The sequence below is a fragment of the Tepidiphilus thermophilus genome, assembly GCF_001418245.1.
In the GTDB taxonomy this organism is placed as follows: domain Bacteria; phylum Pseudomonadota; class Gammaproteobacteria; order Burkholderiales; family Rhodocyclaceae; genus Tepidiphilus; species Tepidiphilus succinatimandens.
Genome location: NZ_LIPU01000009.1, coordinates 40680 through 67639, shown reverse-complemented (window position 1 = coordinate 67639; position 26960 = coordinate 40680). Strand labels below are relative to the sequence as shown.

The 26960-nt window shown below is 68.2% G+C and carries 26 protein-coding genes; 21 read left to right on the top strand and 5 right to left on the bottom strand.

From position 1 onward, the window contains the following. Positions 1 to 46: 46 nt before the first annotated feature. From ASC37_RS08165 to ilvA, 13 genes are all read left to right on the top strand, one after another. On the top strand, positions 47 to 964 hold the full coding sequence (locus ASC37_RS08165) for a CobD/CbiB family cobalamin biosynthesis protein (RefSeq protein ID WP_055423910.1): 918 nt from the start codon (positions 47 to 49) through the stop codon (positions 962 to 964). Further along, complete coding sequence (gene cobD / locus ASC37_RS08160; RefSeq protein WP_055423909.1) at positions 961 to 1968, top strand: threonine-phosphate decarboxylase CobD; 1008 nt, start codon at positions 961 to 963, stop codon at positions 1966 to 1968. Before ASC37_RS08165 ends, cobD begins: the two co-directional genes overlap by 4 nt. Beyond that, positions 1965 to 2969 carry a thiamine-phosphate kinase gene (gene thiL, locus ASC37_RS08155; protein ID WP_055423908.1) on the top strand — a complete coding sequence of 335 codons (1005 nt, stop codon included), beginning with the start codon at positions 1965 to 1967 and terminating at the stop codon, positions 2967 to 2969. Before cobD ends, thiL begins: the two co-directional genes overlap by 4 nt. Continuing rightward, positions 2966 to 3469, top strand: coding sequence for a phosphatidylglycerophosphatase A family protein (locus ASC37_RS08150; RefSeq protein WP_055423907.1), 504 nt, complete (start codon positions 2966 to 2968; stop codon positions 3467 to 3469). The genes thiL and ASC37_RS08150 overlap by 4 nt, the downstream gene beginning before the upstream one ends. After that, entirely contained in the window at positions 3466 to 3969 is a 504-nt protein-coding gene (locus ASC37_RS08145; RefSeq protein WP_055423906.1) for a CinA family protein, read from the top strand. Before ASC37_RS08150 ends, ASC37_RS08145 begins: the two co-directional genes overlap by 4 nt. A 62-nt stretch (positions 3970 to 4031) precedes the next feature. After that, positions 4032 to 5099, top strand: a complete 1068-nt coding sequence (gene recA / locus ASC37_RS08140) for a recombinase RecA (protein WP_055423905.1) — start codon at positions 4032 to 4034, stop codon at positions 5097 to 5099. A gap of 14 nt (positions 5100 to 5113) precedes the next feature. Next, positions 5114 to 5590 (top strand): recombination regulator RecX, encoded by a 477-nt coding sequence (recX, locus tag ASC37_RS08135; protein ID WP_055423926.1) that lies wholly within the window; start codon positions 5114 to 5116, stop codon positions 5588 to 5590. A gap of 7 nt (positions 5591 to 5597) precedes the next feature. Then, positions 5598 to 6320, top strand: coding sequence for an LPS export ABC transporter ATP-binding protein (gene lptB, locus ASC37_RS08130; protein ID WP_055423904.1), 723 nt, complete (start codon positions 5598 to 5600; stop codon positions 6318 to 6320). A gap of 2 nt (positions 6321 to 6322) precedes the next feature. Beyond that, entirely contained in the window at positions 6323 to 7828 is a 1506-nt protein-coding gene (locus ASC37_RS08125; protein WP_055423903.1) for an RNA polymerase factor sigma-54, read from the top strand. 21 nt (positions 7829 to 7849) lie between these two features. Then, positions 7850 to 8173 (top strand): ribosome hibernation-promoting factor, HPF/YfiA family, encoded by a 324-nt coding sequence (gene hpf / locus ASC37_RS08120; RefSeq protein ID WP_055423902.1) that lies wholly within the window; start codon positions 7850 to 7852, stop codon positions 8171 to 8173. A 48-nt stretch (positions 8174 to 8221) separates the two neighbouring features. After that, a complete protein-coding gene (locus ASC37_RS08115; protein WP_055423901.1) occupies positions 8222 to 8668 on the top strand; it encodes a PTS sugar transporter subunit IIA in 447 nt (148 codons plus the stop codon). A 10-nt stretch (positions 8669 to 8678) separates the two neighbouring features. Continuing rightward, positions 8679 to 9641: an HPr(Ser) kinase/phosphatase gene (hprK, locus tag ASC37_RS08110; protein WP_055423900.1), complete on the top strand. Its 963-nt coding sequence runs from the start codon at positions 8679 to 8681 to the stop codon at positions 9639 to 9641. Beyond that, on the top strand, positions 9628 to 11160 hold the full coding sequence (ilvA, locus tag ASC37_RS08105) for a threonine ammonia-lyase, biosynthetic (RefSeq protein WP_055423899.1): 1533 nt from the start codon (positions 9628 to 9630) through the stop codon (positions 11158 to 11160). Before hprK ends, ilvA begins: the two co-directional genes overlap by 14 nt. Here ilvA and ASC37_RS08100 read toward each other — a convergent pair. Then, positions 11133 to 11720: a 5-formyltetrahydrofolate cyclo-ligase gene (locus ASC37_RS08100; protein ID WP_088178278.1), complete on the bottom strand. Its 588-nt coding sequence runs from the start codon at positions 11718 to 11720 to the stop codon at positions 11133 to 11135. The two genes, ilvA and ASC37_RS08100, sit on opposite strands and share 28 nt — an antisense overlap. A 78-nt stretch (positions 11721 to 11798) precedes the next feature. Between ASC37_RS08100 and ASC37_RS08095 the strand changes: the two genes are divergently transcribed. From ASC37_RS08095 to ASC37_RS08080, 4 genes are all read left to right on the top strand, one after another. After that, positions 11799 to 13835: a lytic transglycosylase domain-containing protein gene (locus ASC37_RS08095; RefSeq protein WP_055423898.1), complete on the top strand. Its 2037-nt coding sequence runs from the start codon at positions 11799 to 11801 to the stop codon at positions 13833 to 13835. A gap of 23 nt (positions 13836 to 13858) precedes the next feature. After that, complete coding sequence (locus tag ASC37_RS08090) at positions 13859 to 14830, top strand: complex I NDUFA9 subunit family protein (RefSeq protein ID WP_055423897.1); 972 nt, start codon at positions 13859 to 13861, stop codon at positions 14828 to 14830. Then, entirely contained in the window at positions 14827 to 16089 is a 1263-nt protein-coding gene (locus tag ASC37_RS08085) for a multifunctional CCA addition/repair protein (protein WP_055423896.1), read from the top strand. Before ASC37_RS08090 ends, ASC37_RS08085 begins: the two co-directional genes overlap by 4 nt. Positions 16090 to 16166: 77 nt before the next feature. Beyond that, entirely contained in the window at positions 16167 to 16964 is a 798-nt protein-coding gene (locus ASC37_RS08080) for an alpha/beta hydrolase (RefSeq protein ID WP_055423895.1), read from the top strand. Between the two features lie 6 nt (positions 16965 to 16970). Here the strand turns inward: ASC37_RS08080 and ASC37_RS08075 are convergent, their stop codons facing one another. Beyond that, positions 16971 to 18179, bottom strand: a complete 1209-nt coding sequence (locus ASC37_RS08075; protein ID WP_198289057.1) for a class I SAM-dependent methyltransferase — start codon at positions 18177 to 18179, stop codon at positions 16971 to 16973. Here ASC37_RS08075 and ASC37_RS08070 point away from each other — a divergent pair. The 4 genes from ASC37_RS08070 (at position 18178) to ASC37_RS08055 (ending at position 20712) form a co-directional block, all read left to right on the top strand. Continuing rightward, positions 18178 to 18933, top strand: coding sequence for a pteridine reductase (locus ASC37_RS08070; protein ID WP_055423924.1), 756 nt, complete (start codon positions 18178 to 18180; stop codon positions 18931 to 18933). The two genes, ASC37_RS08075 and ASC37_RS08070, sit on opposite strands and share 2 nt — an antisense overlap. A gap of 290 nt (positions 18934 to 19223) precedes the next feature. Beyond that, positions 19224 to 19745 (top strand): acyloxyacyl hydrolase, encoded by a 522-nt coding sequence (locus ASC37_RS08065; protein ID WP_055423893.1) that lies wholly within the window; start codon positions 19224 to 19226, stop codon positions 19743 to 19745. A gap of 2 nt (positions 19746 to 19747) precedes the next feature. After that, a complete protein-coding gene (locus ASC37_RS08060; RefSeq protein ID WP_055423892.1) occupies positions 19748 to 20062 on the top strand; it encodes a (2Fe-2S) ferredoxin domain-containing protein in 315 nt (104 codons plus the stop codon). Between the two features lie 2 nt (positions 20063 to 20064). After that, entirely contained in the window at positions 20065 to 20712 is a 648-nt protein-coding gene (locus ASC37_RS08055; protein WP_055423891.1) for an alpha/beta hydrolase, read from the top strand. A gap of 52 nt (positions 20713 to 20764) precedes the next feature. On the opposite strand, the gene icmF is transcribed toward ASC37_RS08055, so the two are convergent. The 3 genes from icmF to ASC37_RS08040 all read right to left on the bottom strand — a co-directional run bounded on the left by icmF (position 20765) and on the right by ASC37_RS08040 (position 26778). Next, on the bottom strand, positions 20765 to 24037 hold the full coding sequence (gene icmF, locus ASC37_RS08050; protein ID WP_055423890.1) for a fused isobutyryl-CoA mutase/GTPase IcmF: 3273 nt from the start codon (positions 24035 to 24037) through the stop codon (positions 20765 to 20767). 167 nt (positions 24038 to 24204) lie between these two features. Continuing rightward, complete coding sequence (locus tag ASC37_RS08045; protein ID WP_198289056.1) at positions 24205 to 25386, bottom strand: porin; 1182 nt, start codon at positions 25384 to 25386, stop codon at positions 24205 to 24207. Between the two features lie 264 nt (positions 25387 to 25650). Then, entirely contained in the window at positions 25651 to 26778 is a 1128-nt protein-coding gene (locus tag ASC37_RS08040) for a porin (RefSeq protein WP_055423889.1), read from the bottom strand. Positions 26779 to 26960: the final 182 nt, after the last annotated feature.

The following is a 26960-nucleotide window of genomic DNA, read 5'->3' as shown; positions in this document are numbered from 1 at the left end:
GAAAGCGCCCGATTATAATGGGCGACTTCGCCCCTTTCCCGCCGTCATGTCCCTTCTCCTGGCCACCGTGTTCGCACTCGCACTCGATCGCCTCTTCGGCGAGCCGCCGCGCTGGCACCCGCTCGTCGGTTTCGGCCGCTGGGCCGCTGCCCTCGAGCGCCTCGTGCGCCGGCGCATCGGCGAAGGCATCGGCGCAGGGATGCTCGCCTGGGCGCTGGCAGTACTGCCCTGGGTGGGACTGGTCGCCGTCCTGGGACGGGTGCATCCCTTCGTCGAAGACGCGCTCGCCGTCGGCTGCCTTGCGCTCGCCGTGGGGGCACGCAGCCTGCGCGAGCATCTCGAACCGGTACGGGACACGCTCGCCGCCGGCGATCTCGCCACCGCCCGGGCGCGGGTGGCCTTCCTCGTGAGCCGGGATACGGCGGCGATGGCGGGCGAAGACGTGGCCCGCGCGGCCACGGAATCGGCGCTGGAGAACGGCCACGACGCGGTGCTCGCGCCGCTGGTGTGGTTCGCGCTTCTGGGCGCGCCCGGCGTGGTGCTGCATCGCCTGACCAACACGCTGGATGCGATGTGGGGCTATCGCACGCCGCGCTACGAGCGCTTCGGCAAGTGCGCCGCTCGCATCGACGATGGGCTCGGCTGGCCGAGCGCCCGGGTCACGGCGCTCCTCTATGCCCTGGGCGGACGCACGGCGGCGGCTCTGCAGTGCTGGCGCCGGCAGGCCCCGCAGTGGGACAGCCCCAACGCCGGCCCGGTGATGGCAAGCGGTGCCGGGGCGCTCGGCGTCACCCTGGGCGGAGAAGCCTGCTATGGCGGCACGCGGCACGAACGCCCCCTGCTCGGCGAAGGCCCTGCACCGACTGCGGCCACCGTGGCCGCCGCCATGGAGCTCGTCGAACGGGCCGTCTGGGGCTGGCTGCTGCTGCTCGCGCTCCTCACGCTGGCGGGAGGCGGACGATGAGCCGGCCGGCGCACGGCGGTCGCCTGCGCGAGGCGGCGCGCCGCCGGGGCATCCCCCTCGACGCCTGGCTCGATCTCTCCACCGGCATCAGTCCCTGGTCCTATCCCCTGCCCGCGCTTCCCGAGGAAGTCTGGCGCCGTCTGCCGGAAGAAGACGACGGGCTCGACGAAGTGATACGCGCCGCCTTCGGCCGCCCCGCCCTGGCGGTGCCCGGCACCCAAGCGGCCATTTCCCGTCTGCCGTCCCTCTTGCCCGAGGTGCGCCGCGTGCTCGTGCCGCATCCCAGCTACGGCGAGCACGCCCATGCCTGGCGCGCGCACCATCTCGTGCGCTGCGCCCCTTGCGCCGACGCGATCGCGGCGCGGCTCGACGAAGTCGACGCGCTGGTGCTCGTGCATCCCAACAACCCCACCGGCGCGCGCTTTCCCGCCCAAAACCTGCACGCATGGCATCAGCGGCTCGCCGCGCGCGGGGGCTGGCTGATCGTGGACGAAGCCTTCCTCGATCCCGGCGAAGCCGGCAGCCTCGTGGCCGAAACCGGGGAACCCGGTCTCGTCGTATTGCGTTCGCTGGGCAAATTCTGGGGGCTCGCGGGCGTGCGCTTCGGCCTCGTCTTCGCCGCCAAGCCGCTGCGCGAGCGGCTCGCCGCCTTGCTCGACCCGTGGGCGGTGAGCCATCCGGCACGCTGGGCAGCCCGGCTCGCGCTCGCCGATTCCGCCTGGCAGGAACGGCAGCGCATCCGCCTTGCCGCCGCCTCGCTTGCCTTGGCGACGATGCTGGAAGAAGCCGGTCTCAGGGTGAGCGGCCGCACCTCCCTCTTTGCCTGGGTCGAGACGCCGCGGGCGTCCGCGCTCGCCGCGGCGCTCGAGCGCCGCGCCCTCCTGGTGCGCCGCTTCGACGATCCGCCGGGGCTGCGCTTCGGGCTGCCCGCCGACGACGCGCAAACCGCCCAGCTGCGGGCGGCGCTCCTCGATGCGATCGCTGAGACGGAATCACGACGATGAACGAATTCGCCCTGATCGAACGATTCTTCGCCGATCCCGCCGCGCACGAACCCCCGCCGTCCTGGCTGCGGCTGGGTATCGGCGACGACGCGGCGCTGCTTGCCGAGGAAAACGGCTGGGAGACGGCGATCACCTGCGACACGCTGGTCGAGGGACGGCACTTCCTGGCCGGAACCGATCCGGAAGCGCTCGGCTGGAAAGCGCTGGCGGTGAACCTCTCCGATCTGGCGGCAATGGGCGCCGTCCCCACCGGCTTCCTCCTCGCGCTCACTCTGCCCGAAGCCGATGAACCCTGGCTCACGGCCTTCGCCCGCGGGCTCTTTGCCTGCGCCCGTCGGCATGGCGCCCGCCTCGTCGGCGGGGACACCACCCGCGGCCCCCGTGCGCTCACGATCACGGCGCTGGGGCGGGTGCCGGCGGGCGAGGCGATCTTGCGCAGCGGCGCGCGTGCGGGCGACGACCTCTGGGTGAGCGGGCAACCGGGACGCGCCGCGCTGGGGCTCGCCGTGCGGCTCGGAGCGCTTCCTTCGACGCTGCCGGGGGCACGGGAGTGGATCGACGCGCTCGATCGCCCCGAGCCGCGCCTTGCGTTGGGCTGCCGCCTGCGGGGCCTCGCGCACGCGATGCTCGACGTCTCCGACGGACTGCTGGGCGACTTGCGCCACCTCCTCGAGCGCTCGGCACCGCCCTTCCTCACCGCCGAGATCGAGGTGGCCAGACTGCCCCTCGACCCCCTCGTCGCCGGCGGCGCGCCGCCCGAGCGGGCGCGGGCCGCCCTGCTCTCCGGTGGCGACGACTACGAACTCCTCTTTACGGCCGCGCCGGAATCTCGCGACCAAATCCTCCTTCTCGGCAGGGAACTCGGCCTGCCGCTTTCCCGCATTGGGCGGCTCGTGCCCGCCACGGCACATCCCATGGTGCTCATCGAGCCCGACGGCCGGCGCACCCTGCCCGAGGTTTTGGGCTATGATCATTTTTGCGCATGCAAGGAATACCCATGACCGCCGAGCGCACACGACCCACCGCCGCCTTCCTCCTCGCACACCCGGCGCACTTCATCGCGCTCGGCTTCGGCTCCGGGCTCTCCCCCTGGGCGCCGGGCACGGTCGGGTCGCTCCTGGCCTGGGCGCTCTATCCGCTGCTGCGCTCCCCCGTCTCCGAGGGCGTCTTCCTGCTGCTGCTCGTCTCTTTCTTCCTTGCCGGCATCCTCGCCTGCGAGCGCACGGCCAAGGCGCTGGGCAGCGGCGATCCCGGCGCCGTGGTCTGGGACGAGATGCTCGCCGTCTGGCTGGTGCTCTTCTTCTGCCCGCCGGGGCTTGCCTGGCAGGCGGCGGGCGTGGCGCTCTTTCGCCTGTTCGACATCGCAAAACCCGAACCCATCGCCACGCTGGAGCGGCGGTTTCGCGGCGGCTTGGGCATCATGATCGACGATCTGGCCGCCGCCGGCTACGTGCTGCTCGTGCTCGCCGTGGCGGTGCATTTCCTGGGAGGGCGCGCATGATCCGGCCCGAAGACCCCTTGGGGCGTCTCGCCCGTGAAGTCGGCGCGCGGCTCGCCGCGCGCGGCTGGATGCTCGCCACCGCCGAATCCTGCACCGGCGGGGCCGTCGCCGAGGCGATCACGGCCATCGCCGGCAGCTCTGGCTGGTTCGAACGCGGCTTCGTCACCTACTCCAATGCCGCCAAGATCGAGCTGCTCGGCGTCGCTCCTCTCACCCTCGAGCGCCATGGAGCCGTGTCGCAGGCCGTGGCCCGCGAGATGGCGCTCGGCGCACTCTCGCACAGCCGCGCCGAGGTGGCCTTGTCCATTACCGGCATCGCCGGGCCCGACGGCGGCACGCCGGAAAAACCCGTGGGCACCGTCTGTTTCGGCTGGGCCTGGAAGCGAGACCGGCCGCAGGTGCGCAGCGAGCGGCGCCACTTCGCCGGCGATCGCATCGCCGTGCGCGCCCAGGCCGTGCGCACGGCGCTTGCCGGGGTACTCGCCCTGTGCCGCCCATGAACCATCCTGTGCCATAATCGGTCGAAATCCTTTTGTAATCGCCAGTCACAAGGAATTTTTCGATGGACGACAACAAACTCAAGGCGCTGCAGGCCGCACTCGCGCAGATCGACAAGCAGTTCGGCAAGGGCTCGGTGATGCGTATGGGCGACGCGCAGGTGGAGCGCGACATCCAGACCGTCTCCACCGGCTCGCTGGGGCTGGACATCGCGCTGGGCATCGGCGGACTGCCGCGCGGCCGGGTGGTGGAGATCTACGGCCCCGAATCCTCGGGCAAGACCACCCTCACGCTGCACGTCATCGCCGAGATGCAGAAACTCGGCGGCGTGGCCGCCTTCATCGACGCCGAGCACGCGCTCGACGTGCAGTATGCGAAGAAATTGGGCGTCGATATCGACGATCTCCTCGTGTCGCAGCCCGATACCGGCGAGCAGGCGCTCGAGATCGCCGACATGCTGGTGCGCTCGGGCGGGGTCGACATCGTGGTAATCGACTCGGTGGCCGCGCTCACGCCGAAAGCCGAGATCGAAGGCGAGATGGGCGACTCGCTCCCCGGCCTGCAGGCCCGGCTCATGAGCCAGGCGCTGAGAAAACTCACCGCCAGCATCAGCAAGACCAACACGCTCGTCATCTTCATCAACCAGATCCGCATGAAGATCGGCGTGATGTTCGGCAACCCCGAAACCACCACCGGCGGCAACGCGCTCAAGTTCTATTCCTCGGTGCGCCTGGACATCCGCAAGACCGGCACGATCAAGAAAGGCGACGAGGTCGTCGGTTCCGAGACCCGCGTCAAGGTGGTCAAGAACAAGGTCGCGCCGCCCTTCCGCGAGGCTCTCTTCGACATTCTCTACGGCGAGGGCATCTCGCGCGAGGGCGAGATCATCGACCTGGGCGTGGAGCACAAGCTCATCGACAAATCCGGTTCTTGGTACGCCTACGAGGGCGAAAAGATCGGTCAGGGCAAGGACAACGCGCGCGAATTCCTGCGTCAGCGCCCCGAGCTCGCGCGGCGCATCGAGAACCAGATCCGTGCCAAGGTGGGGCTGCCGCCGCTGCCCGAGATCGCCTCCGCCGCGCCCGGCCCGGCCCCCAGCGAAGCCGCCCTCGCCGCTCCGGCGGCCGAATAAGCCCCGACATGCCGATGAGCGGGCCGAGCGTGTGGCAAAGGGCGCTGCGGCTGCTGGCGCGCCGCGAGCACAGCCGCGCCGAGCTCGCGCACAAGCTCGCTCCCCACGGCACGCCCGAGGAAATCGAAGAAACGCTCAGCCGCCTCGAGCGCACGGGGCTCCTGTCGGACGAGCGCTGTGCCCGCGCCTTCGTCGCCGCCCGGGCCGAACGCAGCGGCCGGCACCTCCTCGAGATGCGGCTGCGCGAGCGCGGGCTGGACGATGCCCTCATCGATGAAGTCCTCGACGCGCTGGAGGCCGAATCGAGCGAAGTCGAGCGCGCCGCCGCCCTGTGGCGCAAGCGCTTCGGCACACCGCCCGCCGACGCCAAGGAATGGGCCCGGCAGGCGCGCTTCCTCGCCGGCCGCGGATTCTCCCCCTCCATCGTCACCCGTCTGCTGCGCGACCCGCCCGAAGCACTCGCCGAACCCTTTCCCGACACCGAACCCTGAGTCCCCCATGTCGCTGCTGCACGTCGAACGCCTACGCAAAACCTACGGCAAACGCACCGTCGTCGCCTCGGTCGATCTCACCGTCGAAGCCGGCGAGATCGTGGGACTGCTCGGCCCCAACGGCGCCGGCAAGACCACCTGTTTCTACATGATCGTCGGGCTGGTGCGCGCCGACGACGGCAAGATCGAGCTCGACGGCCAGGACGTCACCCACGAACCCATCCACCGCCGCGCCCGGCACGGGCTCTCCTACCTGCCACAGGAAGCGAGCATCTTCCGCCGCCTGTCGGTGCGGGAAAACGTGCGCGCCGTGCTCGAACTGCGCGGGCTGCCGAAAGACGACATCCGGCAGAAAGAAGACGGGCTGCTTGCCGAACTCGGCATCGCGCACCTGGCCGACCAGCCCTCGGTGTCGCTCTCCGGCGGCGAACGGCGCCGGCTCGAAATCGCCCGGGCGCTCGCCACCGACCCCAAGATCATCCTGCTCGACGAGCCCTTCGCCGGCGTCGATCCCATCGCCGTGATCGAGATCCAGCGCATCGTGCGCTTCCTGCAGGAACGCGGCATCAGCGTGCTCATCACCGACCACAACGTGCGCGAAACGCTCGGCATCTGCAACCGCGCCTCCATCCTCGCCGACGGCCGGGTGATCGCCTCCGGTCGCCCCGAAGAGATCATCGACGACCCGCACGTGCGCCGAGTCTATCTCGGCGAACACTTCCGGCTGTAGCCATGAGCCTCGAGCCTCGCCTGAACCTGCGCCCCAGCGCCACGCTCGCCCTCTCGCCGCAGATGGCGCAGGCGCTCAAGCTCCTGACGCTGTCGGCCGTCGAGCTGCAGCAGACCATCGCAGAAGCGCTGCAGGCGAATCCGCTCCTCGAAGTGGCCGAGACCGACGAAGAGCCCTCCGAAGACGGCGCCCTTCCCGCCGCCGACGAAGGCGAGGAAGCCGAAGACTGGCAGGCCCAGCTCCTCGAACGCCCCGACGCCGCGCCGACGGACGAAGAGGGCGGCGAATCCCTTCCCTCCCCCGAACACGGCACCGAAGAGCCACCGGGCGCCAGCGAGGCCGACGTCTTCGGCGACGAGTTCCCGTGGCCCGAGGCCCGCTCCGCGCGCGAGGACGACGAGGCGCCCGACTTCACCGAATGGCACGCCGCCGCCACCGACCTGCACCACTATCTGCACGAACAGGCTGCGCTCACGCCGCTCGCCGAACGCGACCGGGCGCTCGTCGCCTTCATGATCGAAGCGCTCGACGACGACGGCTACCTGCACGAGGATCTCGACGAGCTGCTCGCCACCATTCCCCCCGAGCTCGAAGTCGGGCGCGAAGACCTCGAGACCGCCCTCAAGCTCATTCAAAGCTTCGATCCTCCCGGCGTCGGCGCGCGCGACCTCGGCGAATGCCTGCGGCTGCAGCTGCGCGAACGCCCCGACACGCCGGCGCGGCGCCTGGCCGAACGGCTCGCGAGCGAAGCGCTCGAGCTGCTCGCCCGCAAGGACTACGCCGCGATCAAGCGCCGCTACGGCTGCGACGACGCGCTGCTGCGCGAAGCGCTCGCCCTCATCGCTGCCCTCGACCCGCACCCCGGTAGCCGCATCGGCGGCGAGCCTCCCGCCTACGTCATCCCCGACGTGATCGTGCGCCGGCGCGACGGCCGCTGGCAGGCCGAACTCAACCCTGCCGTCGCCCCCCGGCTCACCCTCAACCAGCGCTACGCCCAGATCCTCGGCGAGCGGCGCGAGGGCACCGAAGCCCTGCGCGAGCGGCTCGCCGAAGCGAAGAACCTCATCCGTCAGCTCGAACAGCGCGGCCGCACCATCCTGCGCGTCGCCCAGGAAATCGTCGAGCGCCAGCAAGACTTCTTCGCACACGGCGAAGCGGCGATGAAGCCACTCACGCTGCGCACGCTCGCCGAAGCGCTTGGCCTGCACGAATCCACCATCTCCCGCGTCACGCAGGGAAAATACCTGCAATGTCCGCGCGGCGTCTTCGAATTCCGCCATTTCTTCGGCAGCGGCATCGCCGGAGAAGACGGCGAGATCGCCTCGGCCACCGCCATTCGGGCCAGGCTGCGCGAGCTGATCGAGCGCGAAGACCACAAGAAACCCCTGTCGGATGCCCGCCTCGCCGAGCTCCTTGCGGCCGAGGGCATCCCCATTGCCCGGCGAACCGTGGCAAAATACCGCGAGCAGCTGCAAATCCCGCCGGCAAACCGGCGCAAAGCCTTGTAATCACCACCACAGGAGTGTGCGATGAACCTCACCATCACCGGCCATCACGTCGAAGTCACCCCCGCGCTGCAAAGCTATGTCGAAGAAAAAGTGGAGCGCGTGCTGCGGCACTTCGACCACGCCACCTCGGCGCAGGTCATCCTGCGCGTCGAGCGCAACACCCACAAGGCCGAAGTCACCGTACACGTCAAGGGCAAGGACTTCTTCGCCGAAGCCACCGACCCGGCCGATCTCTACGCCGCCATCGACTTCATGGTCGACAAGCTCGACCGCCAGGTGCGCAAGCACAAGGAAATCGTCACCGACCACCACCAGCCGGCCGCTCCGGCCGCTCAAGGCGAGTGAGCGCCCGCGGGGCGGCCTTCGCGCCGCCCCGGCGCCATCGACCCGGCCATGAACCGCATCGCCTCCATTCTCGACGTCGAGCACATCGCCCTCGATCTCCCCGCCGCAAACAAAGCCCAGGCGCTGGAAGCCGCCGCCCGGCTCTTTGCGCGCGACGGGCTGGATCCGGCCAAAGTCCAAGCAGCGCTCGCCGAGCGCGAGCGGCTCGGCTCCACCGGCATCGGAGAGGGCGTAGCCATCCCCCACGGCCGCCTCAAGGGGCTGGCATCCCCCCGCAGCGCTTTCGTGCGGCTGACCGAACCCGTGGCCTTCGACGCCAGCGACGGCCGCCCCGTGCGGCTCATGTTCGTGCTCCTCGTGCCCGAGCAAGCCACCGAAGAGCACCTGCAGATTCTCTCCGAACTCGCCGAACGCTTCAGCGACCCGGACGTGCGCCAGGCACTCCTGAGCGCTCCCGACCCGGAATCCGCCCTGAATCTGCTGACCGGCGGCTGACCCCTGCGCGATGAGAGAGACCACGCTTCGCGCCGTCATCGAGGCGATCGCCCCCGAGCTTCATCTCCACCACCTTGCCGGCTCGCTCGAGCGCAAGCTCGCCGTGCTCGACGAGCGTCTGTGGCCGGCCGATCTCGTCGGTCATCTCAACCTCATCCACCCCGGCCGGGTGCAGATCGTCGGCGCCGCCGAAATGGCCTGGGCCCGCCGCCTGGGGCAGAAACGCATCGCGCATCACCTGAGCGAAATCTTCGCCGCCAAGCCCCCGGCGCTCATCGTCGCCGACGGCTGCACCCCCCCGCCCATCCTCGAAGCCCTGTGCCGCGCGCACGACGTGGCGCTCTTTACCACCGACCGCCCCTCGGCCGAAGTCATCGACCGTTTGCGCCACCACCTCTCGCGCGTGCTCGCCGAACGGGAGATGCGCCACGGCGTGCTCATGGACGTGCTCGGCCTTGGTGTCTTCATCACCGGGGACCCCGGCACCGGCAAATCGGAACTCGCGCTCGAACTCATCTCCCGCGGACACGGGCTGGTGGCCGACGACATGGTCGAATTCGCCCGCATCAGCCCCACCGTGCTCGAAGGCCGCTGTCCGCCGCTGCTGCAGAATTACCTCGAAGTGCGCGGCCTGGGCTTGCTCGACATCCGCACCATTTTCGGCGAAACCGCCCTGCGCCGGCGCATGCGGCTTCGCCTCATCGTCCACCTGCGCCGGCTGCTGCCGGGCGAACCCCCGCCGCCACGCCTGGAGATGGAGCAGGTCACCGAAGAGATCCTCGGCGTGCCCATCCCCAAGGCCACGCTGCCGGTGGCCGCCGGGCGCAATCTCGCCGTGCTGCTCGAAGCCGCCGTGCGCGCCACCATCCTGCGCCTGCGCGGCATCGACTCCACCCGCGAATTCATCGACCGCCACAACGCCCTGCTGGCACAGCAGAGCTCAACCGAAGCCGACCCTCATGCAAACCCCTGAATCCCCCTGCGACTATCTCGAACGCATCCTCACCGCCCAAGTCTACGACGTCGCCGTCGAAACCCCCCTCGATCCCGCGCCCATCCTCTCGCGGCGCATCGGCAACCGCGTGCTCATCAAGCGCGAGGATCTGCAGCCCGTCTTCAGCTTCAAGCTGCGCGGCGCCTACAACAAGATCGCCAAGCTCCCGCCGGAAGCGCTCGCGCGCGGCGTCATCTGCGCCTCGGCCGGCAACCACGCCCAGGGCGTGGCGCTCGCCGCCAAGAAGCTCGGCGCGCGCGCCATCATCGTCATGCCCACCACCACCCCCCTCATCAAGATCGAGGCGGTGCGCAGCCGCGGCGCCGAAGTCGTGCTCTACGGCGAATCCTTCTCGGATGCCTACGCCTACGCCCGCACCCTCGAAGAAGAAGAAGAGCTCGTCTTCATCCACCCCTTCGACGACCCCGACGTCATCGCCGGGCAGGGCACCATCGCCATGGAGCTCCTGCGCCAGCATCCCAAGCCGATCGACGCCGTCTTCTGCGCCGTGGGCGGCGGGGGGCTCATCGCCGGCATCGCCGTCTATCTCAAGCGCCTGCGCCCCGAGATCCGCATCATCGGCGTCGAAGCCGAAGGGTCGGACGCCATGACCCAGTCGCTCGCCCGGGGCGAACCGGTCGAGCTCGAACAGGTCGGGCTCTTTGCCGACGGCACCGCCGTCAAGCGCGTGGGCGACGAGACCTTCCGCCTGTGCCAGCGCCACGTCGACGACATGATCGTGGTGAGCAACGACGAGATCTGCGCCGCCATCAAGGACGTCTTCGAAGACACCCGCGCCATTCTGGAGCCGGCCGGCGCGCAGGCGCTCGCCGGACTCAAGGCCTACGCCCAGAAAGCGGGGCTCAAGGACAAGACGCTGGTGGCCATCGCCTCCGGGGCCAACATGAACTTCGAGCGCCTGCGCTTCGTGGCCGAACGCGCCGAAGTCGGCGAGCAGCGCGAAGCCGTGCTCGCCGTCACCATTCCCGAACGCCCCGGCGCCTTTCGCCGCTTCATCACGCTCCTGGGCAAGCGCAACGTCACCGAATTCAACTACCGCTATGCCGATCCCGAGGAAGCGCACATCTTCGTGGGCGTGGCCATCCATGACCGCCGCGAAGTCGACAAGCTCATCGCCCAGCTGCAAGCCGAAGGTCTGCCGGCGATCGATCTCACCGACGACGAACTCGCCAAGTCCCACATCCGCTACATGGTCGGCGGACGCGCCCCACAGGTGCGCAACGAGCGGCTCTTGCGCTTCATCTTCCCCGAGCGGCCCGGGGCGCTCGCCAATTTCCTCGCCCAACTGCGCTCGGACTGGAACATCAGCCTCTTCCACTACCGCAACCACGGCGCCGACTTCGGCCGCGTGCTCGTAGGCATGCAGGTCCCGCCGGAAGAAAACGAGGAATTCGCCCAGTTCCTCGCCAAACTCGGCTACGAATACGTCGAGGAAACCAACAACCCCGCCTATGCCCTCTTCCTCGCCGCCGGCTGAAACGCTCCCGCCTCGGTCACGATCCAGTCCATCGGCAGGTCGTGCACGCCGGGGTGGGTGTCGGGCAGACGCGTACATTCATAGCCCACCCCGATCGCCGTCACCGGGCGCCCCGCTGCCCGGTAGGCCGCAAGCGTACGGTCGTAGAACCCGCCCCCGTAGCCGATGCGATAGCCCGCTGCGTCGAACGCCACGAGCGGCACCAGCAACACCGCCGGCCACACGGCCTCCTCGCCCGCCGGTACCGGCAACCCGAAGACGTCTCGCGTCATGGGAGCGCCGGGCGACCAGGGCCGGAACACGAGCGGGACCGCTTTTTGCAACGCTGCCGGCAGAGCCAGCCCCATGCCACGCCGTGCCGTCCACGCCGCCAAGGGCGTGAGCACGTCCGGTTCCGCGCGCACCGCCCAGTACCCCCCGATCCACGGTTGCGCCGCGGGCAAGGCCGCAAGGATCTCCTTCACCCCTTGCCAGATCGCCGCATCCCAAGCCCGGCGCACCTCGGGCACGATCGCCTCCCGCCGCGCCAGGGCCCACTGCCGCATCTGCGCCCGATCCATCCCCCCTCCTCCGACGCCCGATACACAATGGGTTACAATAAACGAAACGGCCTTTCTCCGCCAACTGCCCGATCCGCCATGCCCCTCCGGCTTCCCCTGTTGCGTACCGTCCTGCTCGCCTGCGCCCTGCTGCCGGCGACGCCCACCGTGTCCGCCGCCGACGCCCACCGGGCGAAACCCGCCGCCAAGGCCGTGCAAGCCAAGGCCGGCAAGCCCGTTGCCAAGCCTGCGGCCGCGCGCAGCATCGACGCGCTCGATCGCGCCCGCGAAGCCTATGCGCGCGGCGATCTCGCCACCCTGCAGATGCTGTTGCCCCAAGTGGCCGACCAGCCGCTGGGCGACTACGTGCTGCTGTGGTCTCTCACCCAGCGCCTCGGCCGCTCCACCGAGACGGTGCTGCCGCAGGAGATCGACGCCTTCCTCGCGCGCCACGGCGATGACGCCCTGGGCGAGCGCCTGCGCCGCGAGCTGCTGCGCGCCGCCGTGCGCGACGGACGCTGGAGCGAGGCGCTGCGCCACTATCGCGCCCTCGCCAAGCCCGACCGCGACGCCCAATGCTGGGGAACGCTCGCCTGGATCCAGGATCGACCCCAATCCGGCGTGCCCACCAACGACGTGCTGCGCCTGCTGGTCTCCACCCCCCGCCCCGGCACCGAATGCCTGCCGCTCTTCGCCACGGCCGCCTTCCAGGGCCGGCTCGACCGGCAGACCCTACGCCAGCGTCTCTACGCTTCGCTCGCCCAGAGCGGCCTTGGTGCGGCGCAAGACTGGCGCGAACTCGCCGGCATGAGCGACGACGAATGGCGCGACGTCGAGCTCGCCACCCGCACCCCGGCTGCCGCCCTCGCCCAGCCCGCTGCCTCGCCCGCAGCGCTCGCCGCCGCCCTCATCGCCCTGGAAAAAGAAGACCCCGAAGCCGCGCACGAACGGCTCACCGCCCTGGGCGATCGCCTCGAACCCGAAGCGCGCGACATCGTGCGCTGGTCGCTCGTGCTCTACGCCGCCAAGCGACGCCTGCCGCAGGCCAACGCCTGGGCCGACGAGATCACCCTCTCGCCGCTCTGGATCGAACCGGCGCGCTGGGCCGTGCGCGCGGCGCTCGCCGCCCAGGACTGGGTCAAGGTCTGGCAACGCATCGAGGCGCTCCCGCCCGGCGAGCGCGAACGCAACGAATGGCGCTACTGGCAAGGCTACGCGCTCAAGCAGCTCGGCAAGGACGAACTCGCCGAAGCCATCTTCCGCAAGCTCGAGCGCGGCGATGACTACTACGCCATGCTCGCCGCCCGCGCCCTCGGCCATCCCTGGCGCCTGCCGCCCCAATCCCCGCCGCCGTCGCAGCGCGAGGTGCTCGCCATCGAACGCCACCCCGTGCTGGTACGCATCCTCGCCTTGGCCGAGCGCAACTGGCTCACCGAAGCCAACCGCGAGATCGACGCCTGGAGCCGCAAACTCCCCGCTGCCCAGATGCGCGCCGCGGCGCTCGCCCTCTCGGATGCCGGTCATCTCGATCTGGCCATCCGGCTCGCCGAAGGGGCCGACGACGACGGCTTCCTCGTCGCCCGCTACCCGCTCGCCTACCGCGAGCTCGTCGAACGCTACGCCGCCGAGCAGAATATCGATCCCGCCTGGGTCTGGGGCCTGATGCGCCAGGAAAGCCGCTTTCGCGCCGACGCCCGTTCGAGCAGCGGCGCGCTCGGCCTCATGCAGATCATGCCGGCCACCGGCAAGTGGCTCGCCGGCAAACTCGGCATCCCGCGCTTCGACGTCGCCCGCCTGCGCGACCCCGACACCAACGTGATGCTCGGCGTCACCTACATGCGCATGGTCACCGAACAGCTCGACGGCCATCCCGTGCTCGCCACCGGCGCCTACAACGCCGGCCCCGGCCGCATGGGACGCCTGCGGCCGCAGCAGGCGCTCGAGACCGAGATCTACATCGAAAACCTGCCGATCGACGAGACGCGCGACTACATCAAGAAAGTGCTCGCTAACACCGTCGTCTATTCGGCTATCCTGAACGGGGGTAGAGGCAAGGACATCACCGAATTCCTCCTGCCCCTGCCCGGACTGGGCAACGCCGCCGGCGCGCCGGCGCCGGTGCTGGACAACGGATGAACTTCGATGAGGGAGAAACGACCATGACCACCGCGACCGAACGCACCGCCCTCGTCCTCGGCGGCACCGGATTCGTCGGCAGCCACCTGCTCGACCGGCTCGTCGCCGAAGGCTGGCGCGTCGTCGTGCCCACGCGCCGCCTGCAGAATGCGCGCGATCTCAAGCTGCTGCCCACGGTCGAAATCGTCGTAGCCGACGTGCACGACCCGAAGACGCTCGAGCGCCTGTGCGCCGGCAAGTGCCTGGTGGTCAACCTCGTCGGCACCCTGCACTCGCGCCCCGGCACCCCCTACGGCCCCGAGTTTGCCCGCGTCCACGTCGAACTGCCACAAAAACTCGCCGAAGCCTGCCAGGCACAGGACGTGCACCGCCTCATCCACCTGAGCGCCCTTGGCGCCGCGCCCGACGCCCCCTCGCAATACCTGCGCTCCAAGGCGGACGGCGAAGCGCGCATCCGCGCCGCCGGCGACGGGCTCGACTGGACCCTCCTGCGCCCCTCGGCCATCTTCGGCCCCGGCGACTCCTTCCTCAACCGCTTCGCCGCCCTCGCCCGGCTCTTCCCCATCCTGCCCATCGGCGCAGCGCAGGCCAGGCTGCAGCCGGTCTATGTGGGCGACGTCGTCGAGGTCATCCTGCGCGCCGCCGCCACCGCCAAGGCCGCGGGACAAACCTACGAGCTCGCCGGCCCCACCGTCTATACGCTCGCCGAGATCGTCGCCTACGCCGCGCGCACGAGCGGCCATCCGCGCCGCGTGGTGGCGCTCCCGCCGCGGCTCGCCCGGATGCAGGCGTGGCTGCTCGAACACCTCCTGCCCAACCCGCCGCTCACGCGCGACATGCTCGATTCGCTCTCGATCGACAGCGTGGCCCACGATGAGCCGCTGCCCTTCGGGCTCGAACCCACGCCGATGGAAGCGATCGCGCCGGCCTATCTCGCCAACGATACCTTCCGCAGCCGCTACGTCCTCTGGCGCATGCGCGCCCGGCACGGATGAAGATCTACTGCGTCGGCGGAGCCGTGCGCGACGAACTCCTCGGACGGCCGGTGAGCGACCGCGACTGGGTCGTGGTCGGCGCCACGCCCGAAGAGATGCTCGAGCGCGGCTTCCTGCCCGTGGGCAAGGATTTCCCCGTCTTCCTGCACCCCCAGACGAAAGAGGAATACGCGCTTGCGCGTACCGAGCGTAAGACCGGGCGCGGCTATCACGGCTTCGCCTTTCACGCCAGCCCCGAAGTCACCCTCGAAGAAGACCTCGCGCGGCGCGACCTCACCATCAACGCCATGGCCCGCGACGAAACGGGCCGCCTCATCGACCCCTACGGCGGACTCGAAGACCTGCGCCGCAAAGTGCTGCGCCACGTCAGTCCAGCGTTTGCCGAAGACCCGGTGCGCATCCTGCGCGTGGCGCGCTTCAGCGCCCGCTTGCCCGACTTCACCCTGGCCCCCGAGACGCTCGCGCTGATGCGGCGCATGGTGGAAGAGGGCGAAGTCGATCACCTCGTACCCGAACGGGTCTGGCAGGAACTCGCCCGCGGCCTCATGGAGCCGCGGCCCGATCGCATGATCGAGGTGCTGCGCGCATGCGGCGCGCTCGCGCGTCTGCTGCCCGAAATCGACACCCTCTTCGGCATCCCCCAGCCGCCAAACTACCACCCCGAGATCGACACCGGCGTGCACGTGCTCGCTGCCCTGCGCATGGCGGCCGAACGGGCCCTGCCGCTCCCCACCCGCTTCGCCGTGCTGCTGCACGACGTGGGCAAAGGGCGCACGCCGCCAGAACTCTGGCCGCACCATTACGGACACGAAGCCCGCGGCGCGGCGCTCATCCCTTCGATCTGTGCCCGGCTGCGCACGCCCGTCGAGTGCCGCGAACTCGCCGTGCTCACCGCGCGCGAGCACGGACTCATTCACCGCGGCCCGCGCCTTCGCCCCGCCACCCGCGTGCGCGTACTCGAGCGCTGCGACGCCCTGCGCCGCCCTGAGCGTTTCCTACAACTGCTAGATGCCTGCGCCTGCGACGCCCTCGGCCGCCCCGGACTGCACGTAGACTACGCACCGGTCGCCACCCTGTGGCGTGACACGCTGGAGGCGGCCCGCAGCGTCGACGCCGGCGCCATCGCCCGCACCTGCGCCGAACGCAGCCAGATTCCGGCGCGGCTGCACGAAGCGCGCGTGGCCGCGGTCAAGGCGCGCGAACGACGCAAGGAAAACGGCCCCGTCGCCTTATCTTCGCCCACCGCGAAGGACGCCTGACCCCGTAGTATCATGAACGGCTTACCTCGGTACACCGACGCCGGGGAAACCCCAAAGCCCTCTCTACCGAGCCCCAGATGACCGACTGCCTCGAACTGCTGCACGAAGCCCCTGCCCGGGCGCTCGATGTCCCGCCGCTCCTCTTCATCCACGGCGCCTACGTCGGCGCCTGGTGCTGGCAGGAGCACTTCCTGCCCTGGTTCGCCGCCCAAGGGTTCGACGCCTGGGCGCTGTCGCTGCGCGGCCACGGCGGCTCACGCACCAGCCGCCCGCGCGACACGCTCTCCATCGACGACTACGTCGACGACGTGCTGCGCGCCCAGGAACGCCTGCCGGCCGAGCCCATCCTCATCGGCCACTCCATGGGCGGATTCGTCGCCCAGAAAGCCCTCGAGCGCCACCCTTTTCCGGCGATCGTGCTGCTGTGTTCGGTACCGCCCACCGGGCTTGCCGGGTCGCTCCTGCACATGCTGCTGAGCTCGCCCTTGGCGCTGCTCGAGATGAACCTCTTCATGACCGGCAAGCGCAAACCGCACCGCAGCCTGGTCGAGGCGCTCTTCCACCATCAGCCACCGGAACCCGACCTCGCCCGCTACCTGGCCGCGAGCGGCCCCGAATCGCTGCGCGCCATCTGGGACATGATGGGGTTTTCGCGCATCGATCGAACCAGACAGCACCCCGCACCGGTCCATGTCTTCGGCGCCGAACACGACAAAATCATCCCGCCCGACCAGGTGGAGACCACGGCGCGTTTCTACGGCACCACCGCCCGCATCCTTCCCGAGTTTGGTCACACCCTCATGCTCGAACCAGGCTGGGAGCGCGCCGCGCAGGCCATCGCCCAGGTGCTGCAGCCGGCAGCGCAAGCCGCCTGAACGCGCTCATTCCCAAGGAAGCAGCTCGATCCCCCGCCCCAGCGCGATCACCTTGAAGAGCTCCCCCATCTCGTGCGGCATGATGAGCCGCTGCAGGGCGCGCGCCGCCTTGAGGTACGCGAGGCTCCCCGGCTCGGCGCGTTCCTCCAGCCGCTGCAGGATGCCGTTGGCCAGCAAAAACCCCGCCTGATTCATGAAGGCCAGCGTCTCCAGCCCCTCGGCCTCGGCCGCCTCGGCCACGGCAGTAAAATCGACGAAACTCGTGATGTCCATCGCTCCCGGCAGCCACAGCGGATCCTCCACCACCCGGTGGCGAAAATAGCACTGCAGCGTGCCGCGCCAGCGCCACGGCACGTAATACGTCTCCCGCGGATAACCGTAGTCGATCAAGAGCAGCATGCCCGCCTGCAGGGCACGGGCGAGCGTCCCCACCCAGGCGCGCGCCACCGGATGGATTTCCGTCACGTACTCCTGCCCCTCCAGCCGGGGCAATTCGATCCCCTCCAGCCCGGCGAGCGCCGCCGGCGTCGGCGGACGATCCTCCCAGGCGAGCGCCCCGTCGCGCACCGTCACGCCGCGCTCGAACACCTCCCCTTCGGCCGTGCCCACCAGATGCACCGGCAGCACGTCGAGCACTTCGTTGGCGAGCAGCACCCCGCAGAAAGACTGGGGCACGGCATCGAGCCAGACCACGCGCTCGGCGAGCTCCCCCGCCTGCGCCGCGATCGTCTCCTGCTGGCGCGCACGCAGCGACCCCGATACCTCCAGGATGGCGTAACGCTCGGGCAGCGTCCCGAGCTCGGCGAGCCGGCGCAGCACGTCGGCTGCGAGCAAACCGGTGCCCGCCCCAGCTTCGAGCACGATCCCCCCCGTCTGCCGCAGCACCGGTGCGATCGCCTCGGCGAGCGTCGCCCCGAAGAGCGGCGTGATCTCCGGCGCGGTGATGAAATCTCCCGCCGGGCCGAACTTCGTCGCTCCGCCGCTGTAATAGCCCAGATCCGGCTCGTAGAGCGCCCAGCGCATGTAATCGGCGAACGGCACCCAGCCGCCGGCCTCCCCGATGCGCGCCGCGATGCGCGCGCGCAAGACTTCGCTCGCCGCCATCACTTCCGGCTCCGGCGCCGGCAATCCCCTCGTCGTCCGCTCCCGTTCGAACACTCGAGCCCCCCGTTTCACGCTACCATTGTCTGGTTTCTGCCCGCTGGACGAAGCCATGACCTCCTCGCCCCCCGAGCATCGCCCCGTCGTCCTCATCACCGGCGCCGCCCGGCGCATCGGTGCAGCCATCGCCCGCCATCTGCACGCACACGGCTGGAACGTCGCGCTGCATTATCGCACCTCGGCGACGGCCGCCGAGCAGCTCGCCGCTGAGCTCAACGCCGAGCACTCCGCCAGCGCCGCCGCCTTCGCCGCCGAGCTCGCCGCCCCCTCGTGTGCCCCCGCGCTCGTCGCCGCCGTGCTCGACCGCTTCGGCCGGCTCGACGCGCTGGTCAACAACGCCTCCAGCTTCTACCCCACGCCGCTTCCCGAGGTCACCCCCGGGCAGTGGGAAGATCTGCTCGGCGCCAACGCCCGCGCCCCCTTCTTCCTCACCCAGGCGGCTGCGCCCGAGCTCGCGCGCCGGCGCGGCGCGGTCGTCAATGTCGTCGACATCCACGCCGAGCGGCCGCTACCGCGCTACCCCGTCTACACCGCCGCCAAGGCGGCGCTCGCCGGACTCACCCGGGCGCTCGCCGTCGAACTCGCCCCGGCGGTGCGCGTCAATGGCATCGCCCCCGGCGCCATCCTGTGGCCGGAAGACGATCAATACCCGCCCGCCGAGCGCGAGCGCATCCTTGCCCAGATCCCGCTGCAGCGCCTGGGCGAACCCGGCGACATCGCCCGCGCCGTGCGCTTCCTCCTGGAAGACGCCCCCTACGTCACCGGCCAGATCCTCGCCGTCGATGGCGGGCGCAGCCTCGCCCTCTAGGGGACGCTGAAGAAATGAGCGAGCGGGATGAAACGCAAGGCGGAAGGTAGCGCAGCGACCGAGACATATCGAGTAGATAGGCGAGGGATCGAGCACCGCGCAACGCAGCAATTCGCCCGCGCAGCGAATCATTCAGCGTTTCCCTGACGCGGACGGACTATACTGAACTCTATCCGACTTCGTCGCCTTGCTGCTCGCCGAACCCGACGCCCGCGAACTCGCCCGTGGATACGGCCCGGAGCGTTTCGGCGTATGATTTCGTACCATAACGACCACCTTGGGAGCACCCAATGAAACGTCTCGTCCCGGCACTGATCGCCGCCTGCCTGAGCCTGCCCGTCCTCGCCCAGGACAAGAATTCGATGACCGCCTTCTACGGCCAAGACGGGGACATCGACCGCTATGGCCTCTCCTACCGCTTCAAGCCCTTCTGGGGCGACGTCTGGGGCGGCTGGCAGGCCACCCTCTCGCCCGAAGTCGAAGCCTCCTACCTCGAGTACGACGGCAACCATCCAGGCAATGACGATGCCGGCGAGCTCGGCGCGCTCCTGCGCTTCCGCCTCGAACGCGGCATGGGCGCCGTGCGCCCCTACCTCGACCTCGGCCTCGGCGGTGCCGGATTCACCGACACCCATCTCGGCGACAAGGACCTGGGCAGCGCCTTCCAGTTTACCGAGCACGTCGGCTTCGGCCTGTCGATCGACCAGACCTGGTCCATCGGCTACCGCTACACGCACTACTCCAACGCCAACATCGCCGACGACAACGACGGGCTCGACCTGCACAACGTCGTGCTCGAAGTGAAATTCTGACGATGAGTTACTTCCGCCGCCATGTCTTCTTCTGCTGCAACCAGCGCCCGGCGGGCGAAGCCTGCTGCGAAAACCACGGCGCGAGCGCCCTGCTCGCGCATGCCAAGGCCCGCATCGAGGCGCTGGGCTTGAAGGGCAAAGGGGCAGTACGCATCAACAAGGCCGGCTGCCTCGGACGCTGCGACGAAGGGCCGGTGCTGGTCGTCTACCCCGAAGGCGTGTGGTACACCTACCTCGACGAGGCCGACATCGACGAGATCATCGACGAGCATCTCGTCGGTGGCCGCCCCGTCGAGCGCTTGCGACTGCCCGATTGACCATGACCCGCATCCGCATCGAGACCCTGCTCGTCCCCGGCCCGGCCGGCACGATCGAAGTCCTCGCCGACCTGCCCGCCGCGCCACGCGGCGTGGCGCTCGTCTGCCACCCCCACCCGCTCTTCGGCGGCGCCAACACCAACAAGGTCACCTACACCCTCGCGCGCGCCTACGCCGAACTCGGCTACGCCGCGCTGCGGCCGAACTTTCGCGGCGTCGGGCGCAGCGAGGGCCGGCACGACCACGGCGAAGGCGAAACGGAAGACATGCTCGCGCTCCTTGCCTGGGCGGGCGAGCGCTGGGGCGAAGGCGAACTCGCGCTCGCGGGCTTTTCTTTCGGCGCCTACGTGCAGACCCGCGTCGTCGGACGGCTGCCCGACCCGCCGCGCCACCTCACCCTCGTGGGTCTGCCGCATGGCCTCGCGCTCGGCAGCGGCAAGCAGTACGACACGCCCACGCTTCCCGAGACGCTGCCGGCGCTGCTGATCCACGGCGAGCACGACGACATCGCCCCGCTCGCGCGCGTCTTCGACTGGGCCCGTCCCCAGACGCGGCCCGTCGTCGTCATCCCCGGGGCGGACCACTTCTTCCACGGCAAGCTCGCCCTCATCAAGACGCTGGTCCAGCGCGACCACGCCGCCGGCTGCTGAAAGCGCCGGACGGACGCCGCCACGGCGACGTCCGTCCAGGGCGGCACATACCTCACATGCTGCGCCGGTACTGCCCGCCCACCTCGTAGAGCGCCTGCGACAGCTGCCCCAGCGAGCAGTAGCGCACCGCGTCCATCAGCACCTCGAAGACGTTACCGCCGGCCATGGCCGTCTCCTGGATCTTGGCGAGCCACTTCGGCGCCTCCTCGCGGTTGCGCTCGTGGAATTCCCGCAGGCGGCGCAGCTGGCTTTGCTTCTCTTCCTCGGTCGAGCGCGCGAGCTCGAGCTTCTCGGGGATGACGTCGCCCTTCGGATTGCGGAAGGTATTCACCCCGATGATGGGCAGGCTCCCGTCGTGTTTCTTCTGCTCGTAATGGAGCGACTCTTCCTGGATCTTGCTGCGCTGATAGCCCGTCTCCATCGCCCCGAGCACCCCGCCGCGTTCGGCCAGACGCTCGAACTCGCGCAACACCTCCTCTTCCACGAGGTCGGTGAGCTCCTCGATGATGAAGCTGCCCTGGTTCGGGTTCTCGTTCTTCGCCAGACCCCACTCGCGGTTGATGATGAGCTGAATCGCCATCGCCCGGCGCACCGACTCCTCCGTGGGCGTGGTGATCGCCTCGTCGTAGGCGTTGGTGTGCAGGCTGTTGCAGTTGTCGTAGATGGCGATGAGCGCCTGCAGCGTGGTGCGGATGTCGTTGAAGTCCATCTCCTGCGCGTGCAGCGAGCGCCCCGAAGTCTGGACGTGGTACTTCAGCTTCTGGCTGCGCTCGTTGGCGCCGTAGCGATTTTTCATCGCCACGGCCCAGATGCGCCGCGCCACGCGCCCAATCACCGTATACTCCGGATCCATGCCGTTGCTGAAGAAAAACGACAGGTTGGGCGCGAAGTCGTCGATGTGCATGCCGCGCGCCAGATACGACTCGACGTAGGTAAACCCGTTGGCCAGCGTGAAGGCGAGCTGGGTGATGGGGTTCGCCCCGGCCTCGGCGATGTGATAGCCCGAAATCGACACCGAGTAGAAGTTGCGCACGTCGTGATGGACGAAATACTCCTGGATGTCGCCCATCAGTTTCAGGGCGAACTCGGTGGAGAAGATGCAGGTGTTCTGGCCCTGATCCTCCTTGAGGATGTCGGCCTGCACCGTGCCGCGCACGGTGGAGAGCACCCACTCCTTGATCTTCTCCGCCTCCTCCTCGGTGGGCTCGCGCCCGTTCTGCGCGCGGAACTTGTCGATCTGCTGGTCGATGGCGGTGTTGAAGAACATCGCCAGGATCATCGGCGCCGGGCCGTTGATGGTCATCGACACCGAGGTGTTCGGCGCGCACAGGTCGAACCCCGAATAGAGCACCTTCATGTCGTCGAGCGTGGCCACCGACACGCCCGAGTTGCCGATCTTGCCGTAGATGTCTGGCCGCTCATCCGGATCGCAGCCGTAGAGGGTGACCGAATCGAAGGCCGTGGAGAGGCGCGCCGCCGGCATCCCTTCGGTGAGCTTGCGGAAACGCCGGTTGGTGCGGAACGGGTCGCCCTCGCCGGCGAACATGCGCGTCGGATCCTCGTTCTCGCGCTTGAAGGCGAAGACCCCGGCCGTGTAAGGGAAAGAGCCGGGCACGTTCTCCTTCATCAGGAATTTGAGCACCTCGCCCTCGTCCTCGAATGTGGGCAGCGCCACCTTGCGGATCTTGTTGCCCGAAAGCGACTCGTGATAGAGCCTGGTGCGCACCTCCTTGTCGCGGATCTTCACCACGTACTCGTCCTGGGCATAGAGCTCGCGCAGGGTCGGCCACTGCTCGAGCAGCTTCCTGGCGTGCGGCGTGAGCTCGCCGTCCTTCCAGGCGATGAGCTCGTCGAAGTGCTCGGCCGGTTTGCCGCAGCGCTCGAAGAGCGCCTTGGCGATGCGCAGGGACTGGCGCTCGCGTGCGATGCGCGTCTGCGCCTGCACGTGGCGGTGGTAGTCGCGCACCGTCTGGGCGATCTCGGCCAGATAACGGGTACGCTCGGCCGGGATGATGGCCCGCCCCTTGCTGGATGCGCGCACCGACACCAACGGCAGTTTGCCCGGAATCTTCGCATCCAGTCCCTGCGCCACCAGCCGCGGCAGCATGGCCTGGTAGAGGGCGGTCACGCCGTCGTCGGCGAAGCGCGAGGCCATGGTACCGAAGACGGGCATCTCTTCCGGCGCCAGGTGGAAGAGCTCGCGGTTGCGCTGGTACTGCTTGCGCACGTCGCGCAGCGCATCCTCCGCCCCCTTGCGGTCGAACTTGTTGATCGCCACGAAATCGGCGAAATCGAGCATGTCGATCTTCTCGAGTTGGCTCGCGGCGCCGAATTCTGGCGTCATCACGTAGAGCGAGGTATCCACGTATGGGACGATGGCCGCATCCCCCTGGCCGATGCCGGAAGTCTCGACGATGACGAGATCGTAGCCGGTGAGCTTGCAGGCGGCGATCACCTCCCTGAGCGAGCGCGACACCTCGCTGCCGGTGTCGCGCGTGGCGAGCGAGCGCATGTAAATGTTCTCGTGCTCGATCGAATTCATGCGGATGCGATCGCCCAGCAGCGCCCCGCCGGTGCGCTTGCGCGAGGGGTCGATGGAGATGACGGCGATTTTCAGCCGGTCCTCCTGGTCCAGCCGGAAACGGCGCACCAGCTCGTCGGTGAGCGAACTCTTGCCCGCCCCGCCGGTGCCGGTGATGCCCAGCGTGGGCACGCGCAGCGAAGCGGCCGCTTCCAGCAGACCCCGGCGGATGGAGTCGGGATAGGCGTCGTTCTCCAGCGCCGTGATCACCCGCGCGAGCGTGCGCCAGTCGCCCTGCCCCAGCTGCTCGAGGATCCCGTCGAGCGTGGCCGGTGCCTCGTGGCTGAGATCGAAGTCGGCGCGCTGCACCACGTCGTTGATCATGCCCTGCAGCCCCAGACGGGCGCCATCTTCCGGCGAATAGATACGCTCCACCCCGTAGGCTTCGAGCTCGCGGATCTCGGGCGGCACGATCACCCCCCCGCCGCCGCCGAACACCTTGATCCGCTCACCGCCATTGGCGCGCAGCAGGTCGACCATGTACTTGAAGAACTCGACATGCCCGCCCTGGTAGCTCGTCACGGCAATGCCCTGCACGTCCTCCTGCAGCGCCGCGCGCACGATCTCGCCCGCCGAGCGGTTGTGCCCCAGGTGGATCACCTCGCAGCCGGTCGCTTGCAGGATGCGGCGCATGATGTTGATCGAGGCGTCGTGCCCGTCGAAGAGCGCCGCCGCGGTGACGAAGCGCACCTTGTTCTTCGGCTTGTACGGGGCGATTTTGTGCTGGACGTGCGGATCGCTCATGAAAGTCCCTCCTCGTGCGATGCGGTTTTTTCAAACGGGAATGTAGCGCGAAGATGACGTTGACGTCAACGTCAACCGAGAGGCGGGTACGAGTTCCCGCCGCCGTCACAAAAGAAAAGGGGCCGAAGCCCCTTTCCCCGATGGAATGGAAAAACGACCGGTCGGCGTCAGAAGGAATGGGACATGCCGACGAAGAAGAGGTCGGTGTCGTCCACCTTGCCCGTCCCAGAATGACCATTGAAGGAGGAATCGGTCTGCCCCAGGTTGAAGGCGTCGTTCCAGGTGAGATCGTCGTAGTCGATCTTGTTGTAGCCGAGATACCCGGTGGTGCGCTTGGAGAACGCATGGGTATAGGCCACAGTGAAGGACTTGGGCTTCACGTCGCGCGACAGGACATTGTCCACCTTGTCGAGATCGGCCTGCCCGTAGGAGAAGTGGATGTTGCCCACGCCCACCGGCACGATCACGCCCACCTGCCACAGATCGACGTCGAAACCGTTCAGCCCCATCACGTCGCGGCCCTGCTGGTAGGAGCCGGCGAGCGTAGCCATGCCAAAGTTGTAGGAGGCGCCCAGGAACCATTCTTTCTGGGTATCATCCCCTTTGGCGTACCCATCGACGACGTTCTGCCCGCTGTACTTGATGCCGTGGTAGATGGCGCCGACTTTCAGCGGGCCGTTGTCGTAGCGCAGGGCCAGGCCATATTTGTCGTCGTCGTCGTAATCGACGCGCTTGCCGTTGGGGCTGAGAAGATTTTTCCCCGAGTCGCTTTCGCGGTTACCCGCCGAATAAATGGCGCTCAAGGAAACGGACTGAAAGACCCCGTCGTAGGCCACGGCGTTGTTCCAGCGCGCCGGCGAGTTCGGGGTGATGGTCAGATTGCCCAGCAGCGACAGCCAGCTCTGTGGGCTGGGCGTCGCCGAGAGCAACGCGTCGTAGGCATAGATGAAATAGCCCGGCGCGTATTGACGGCCCAACGCGACCTGACCGAACGAACCTTTCAGACCCACGTAGGCCTGGCGGGTAAACGTCTGGCTGCCGCCGTTGTATGCATCGTCGGCGCCGGACATGCAGCAAGACTCGCCGTTGTCGATATTGAAGCCTTGCTCGAGCACGAACACGGCCTTCAGGCCGCTGCCGAGGGCTTCCTCGCCGCGAAAACCGACGCGGCTGCCGTTGAGGCTGCCGTCGTCCACGCCGGAGGTATCATCCCCCATCCACTGACCGTACTTCAGGAAGGCATCGGCCACGCCGTAGAGCTGGATGGAGGAGGATTGTTGCGCCCAGAGCGGGGCGGAGGCAAGGCTCGCAACCGCCAGCGCGATCAGCTTTTTTTGCACTTTTTTCATGAAATTCTCCTTGCATTCGATCGGGGAAAACGCCGCGGAACTCCTCTCCGTCGAACGTTCGTCTTCTACACGGACGAAGTGGACGGATTCTCGCGAGCCCGGCGAAGCAAAGCAAGGAGAGCCCCAGGAATGCGCTCCATGCCCGGCCAACGTTCTGTTGCATCGGCGCAACGGCCGCGAACGCAGGAGCAGGAGGAGACAAAAAAGGGAAGAGGACAAGCCCCTTCCCTTTCTTCAAGAACGACTATCCCTCAACCAAGCTCATCAGAACTTGTGGTTGATACCGACGTAGAAGAGGTCGGTGTCGTCCACTTTTTCCGTGCCAGCATGGCCGTTGAGATTGTTACCGAGAACCTCGGCCTCGCCCCACAGCAGGTCGTCGTAGTCGACCTTGGTGTAGCCGACGTAGCCGGTGGTGCGCTTGGAGAGCGCGTGGGTGTAGGCCACGGTGAAGGACTTGGGCTTGACATCATCCTGCAGCAAGTTGGCTTTGTCGACATCGCCTTGAGCGTAGGCGACGTGAATGTTGCCCGCGCCGACAGGAACGATCACGCCCACCTGCCACAGATCGATGTCGAGGCCGTTCCAACCCAGGACGTCGCGGCCTTGCTGATAGGAGCCGGCGAGCGTAGCCATGCCGAAGTTGTAGGAGGCGCCGATCAACCATTCTTTCTGGGTTTCATCGGCCTTCACACCGGCAATCGTATTGGAACCGCTGAATTTAACCCCTTGATAAACACCACCGATCTTCAGCGGGCCATTGTCGTACTTCAGCGAGACACCGTACTTGTCGTCATCATTGTTGTCATCACCATTCTTGACATCGGTCTCCCGGTTACCCGCCGAATAAATACCGGAGAGACTCACCGACTGGAAGGTGCCGTTGTAGGTAACCGAGTTGTTCCAGCGCGCAGCCGAGTTCGGGGTGATGGTGAGCCGGGTGAAGTTGGACAGCAGGCTCATGGGGCTGATGCCGGGGGCGGAGAGCAGCGCATCGTAATCAGCCGTGAAGTAACCCGGGGCGTATTGACGGCCCAACGCGACCTGACCGAAGTTGCCCTTCAGACCGACGTAGGCTTGGCGGGTGAAGGTCTGGTCACCACTATTCTTATCGTCATCCCCCGTCATCCCCGTCGACTTGCCGCTATCGATGTTGATCCCTTGTTCCAGCACGAACACGGCTTTCAGGCCGCTGCCGAGGTCTTCCTCGCCACGGAAGCCGATGCGGCTGCCCGCCAGACCGCCGGAGTCGACGCCCATCGCGTCGTCACCCATGAAGTCGCCGTACTTCATGTAGGCGTCGGCGACACCGTAGATCTGGATGTTCGACTGCGCGAACACCGGCGCCGAGACGAGGCCCGCCACCGCCAGTGCGATCAGTTTCTTTTGCATCGTGTTTCTCCTCTCTTGCAAGAAGGAAGTCCGTCTTCGGGCGGAGGATGCCGCCCACCGAAAAGCATCGCTGAACTGAACCGAGCGAAGCTTGATGATATTGTGGCCGCGACGGGGAACGATGGCAAGGGAGGGTTCGGCGGAGGGTATGATTTCACGGCAAAGGTGTTGTATCGCCACAA

Bases quoted from the DNA above. Each gene is read 5' to 3' on its own strand.
- ASC37_RS08125 (WP_055423903.1), top strand. From the start codon at position 6,323: ATGAGCCTCGAGCCTCGCCTGAACCTGCGCCCCAGCGCCACGCTCGCC.
- ASC37_RS08165 (WP_055423910.1), top strand. From the start codon at position 47: ATGTCCCTTCTCCTGGCCACCGTGTTCGCACTCGCACTCGATCGCCTC.
- thiL (WP_055423908.1), top strand. From the start codon at position 1,965: ATGAACGAATTCGCCCTGATCGAACGATTCTTCGCCGATCCCGCCGCG.
- recA (WP_055423905.1), top strand. From the start codon at position 4,032: ATGGACGACAACAAACTCAAGGCGCTGCAGGCCGCACTCGCGCAGATC.
- ASC37_RS08070 (WP_055423924.1), top strand. From the start codon at position 18,178: ATGACCTCCTCGCCCCCCGAGCATCGCCCCGTCGTCCTCATCACCGGC.
- icmF (WP_055423890.1), bottom strand. From the start codon at position 24,037: ATGAGCGATCCGCACGTCCAGCACAAAATCGCCCCGTACAAGCCGAAG.
- ilvA (WP_055423899.1), top strand. From the start codon at position 9,628: ATGCAAACCCCTGAATCCCCCTGCGACTATCTCGAACGCATCCTCACC.
- ASC37_RS08060 (WP_055423892.1), top strand. From the start codon at position 19,748: ATGAGTTACTTCCGCCGCCATGTCTTCTTCTGCTGCAACCAGCGCCCG.
- lptB (WP_055423904.1), top strand. From the start codon at position 5,598: ATGTCGCTGCTGCACGTCGAACGCCTACGCAAAACCTACGGCAAACGC.
- ASC37_RS08040 (WP_055423889.1), bottom strand. From the start codon at position 26,778: ATGCAAAAGAAACTGATCGCACTGGCGGTGGCGGGCCTCGTCTCGGCG.
- ASC37_RS08090 (WP_055423897.1), top strand. From the start codon at position 13,859: ATGACCACCGCGACCGAACGCACCGCCCTCGTCCTCGGCGGCACCGGA.
- ASC37_RS08150 (WP_055423907.1), top strand. From the start codon at position 2,966: ATGACCGCCGAGCGCACACGACCCACCGCCGCCTTCCTCCTCGCACAC.
- hprK (WP_055423900.1), top strand. From the start codon at position 8,679: ATGAGAGAGACCACGCTTCGCGCCGTCATCGAGGCGATCGCCCCCGAG.
- cobD (WP_055423909.1), top strand. From the start codon at position 961: ATGAGCCGGCCGGCGCACGGCGGTCGCCTGCGCGAGGCGGCGCGCCGC.
- ASC37_RS08115 (WP_055423901.1), top strand. From the start codon at position 8,222: ATGAACCGCATCGCCTCCATTCTCGACGTCGAGCACATCGCCCTCGAT.
- ASC37_RS08075 (WP_198289057.1), bottom strand. From the start codon at position 18,179: ATGGCTTCGTCCAGCGGGCAGAAACCAGACAATGGTAGCGTGAAACGG.
- hpf (WP_055423902.1), top strand. From the start codon at position 7,850: ATGAACCTCACCATCACCGGCCATCACGTCGAAGTCACCCCCGCGCTG.
- ASC37_RS08145 (WP_055423906.1), top strand. From the start codon at position 3,466: ATGATCCGGCCCGAAGACCCCTTGGGGCGTCTCGCCCGTGAAGTCGGC.
- ASC37_RS08095 (WP_055423898.1), top strand. From the start codon at position 11,799: ATGCCCCTCCGGCTTCCCCTGTTGCGTACCGTCCTGCTCGCCTGCGCC.
- ASC37_RS08080 (WP_055423895.1), top strand. From the start codon at position 16,167: ATGACCGACTGCCTCGAACTGCTGCACGAAGCCCCTGCCCGGGCGCTC.
- recX (WP_055423926.1), top strand. From the start codon at position 5,114: ATGAGCGGGCCGAGCGTGTGGCAAAGGGCGCTGCGGCTGCTGGCGCGC.
- ASC37_RS08065 (WP_055423893.1), top strand. From the start codon at position 19,224: ATGAAACGTCTCGTCCCGGCACTGATCGCCGCCTGCCTGAGCCTGCCC.
- ASC37_RS08045 (WP_198289056.1), bottom strand. From the start codon at position 25,386: ATGAAAAAAGTGCAAAAAAAGCTGATCGCGCTGGCGGTTGCGAGCCTT.
- ASC37_RS08100 (WP_088178278.1), bottom strand. From the start codon at position 11,720: ATGGATCGGGCGCAGATGCGGCAGTGGGCCCTGGCGCGGCGGGAGGCG.
- ASC37_RS08055 (WP_055423891.1), top strand. From the start codon at position 20,065: ATGACCCGCATCCGCATCGAGACCCTGCTCGTCCCCGGCCCGGCCGGC.
- ASC37_RS08085 (WP_055423896.1), top strand. From the start codon at position 14,827: ATGAAGATCTACTGCGTCGGCGGAGCCGTGCGCGACGAACTCCTCGGA.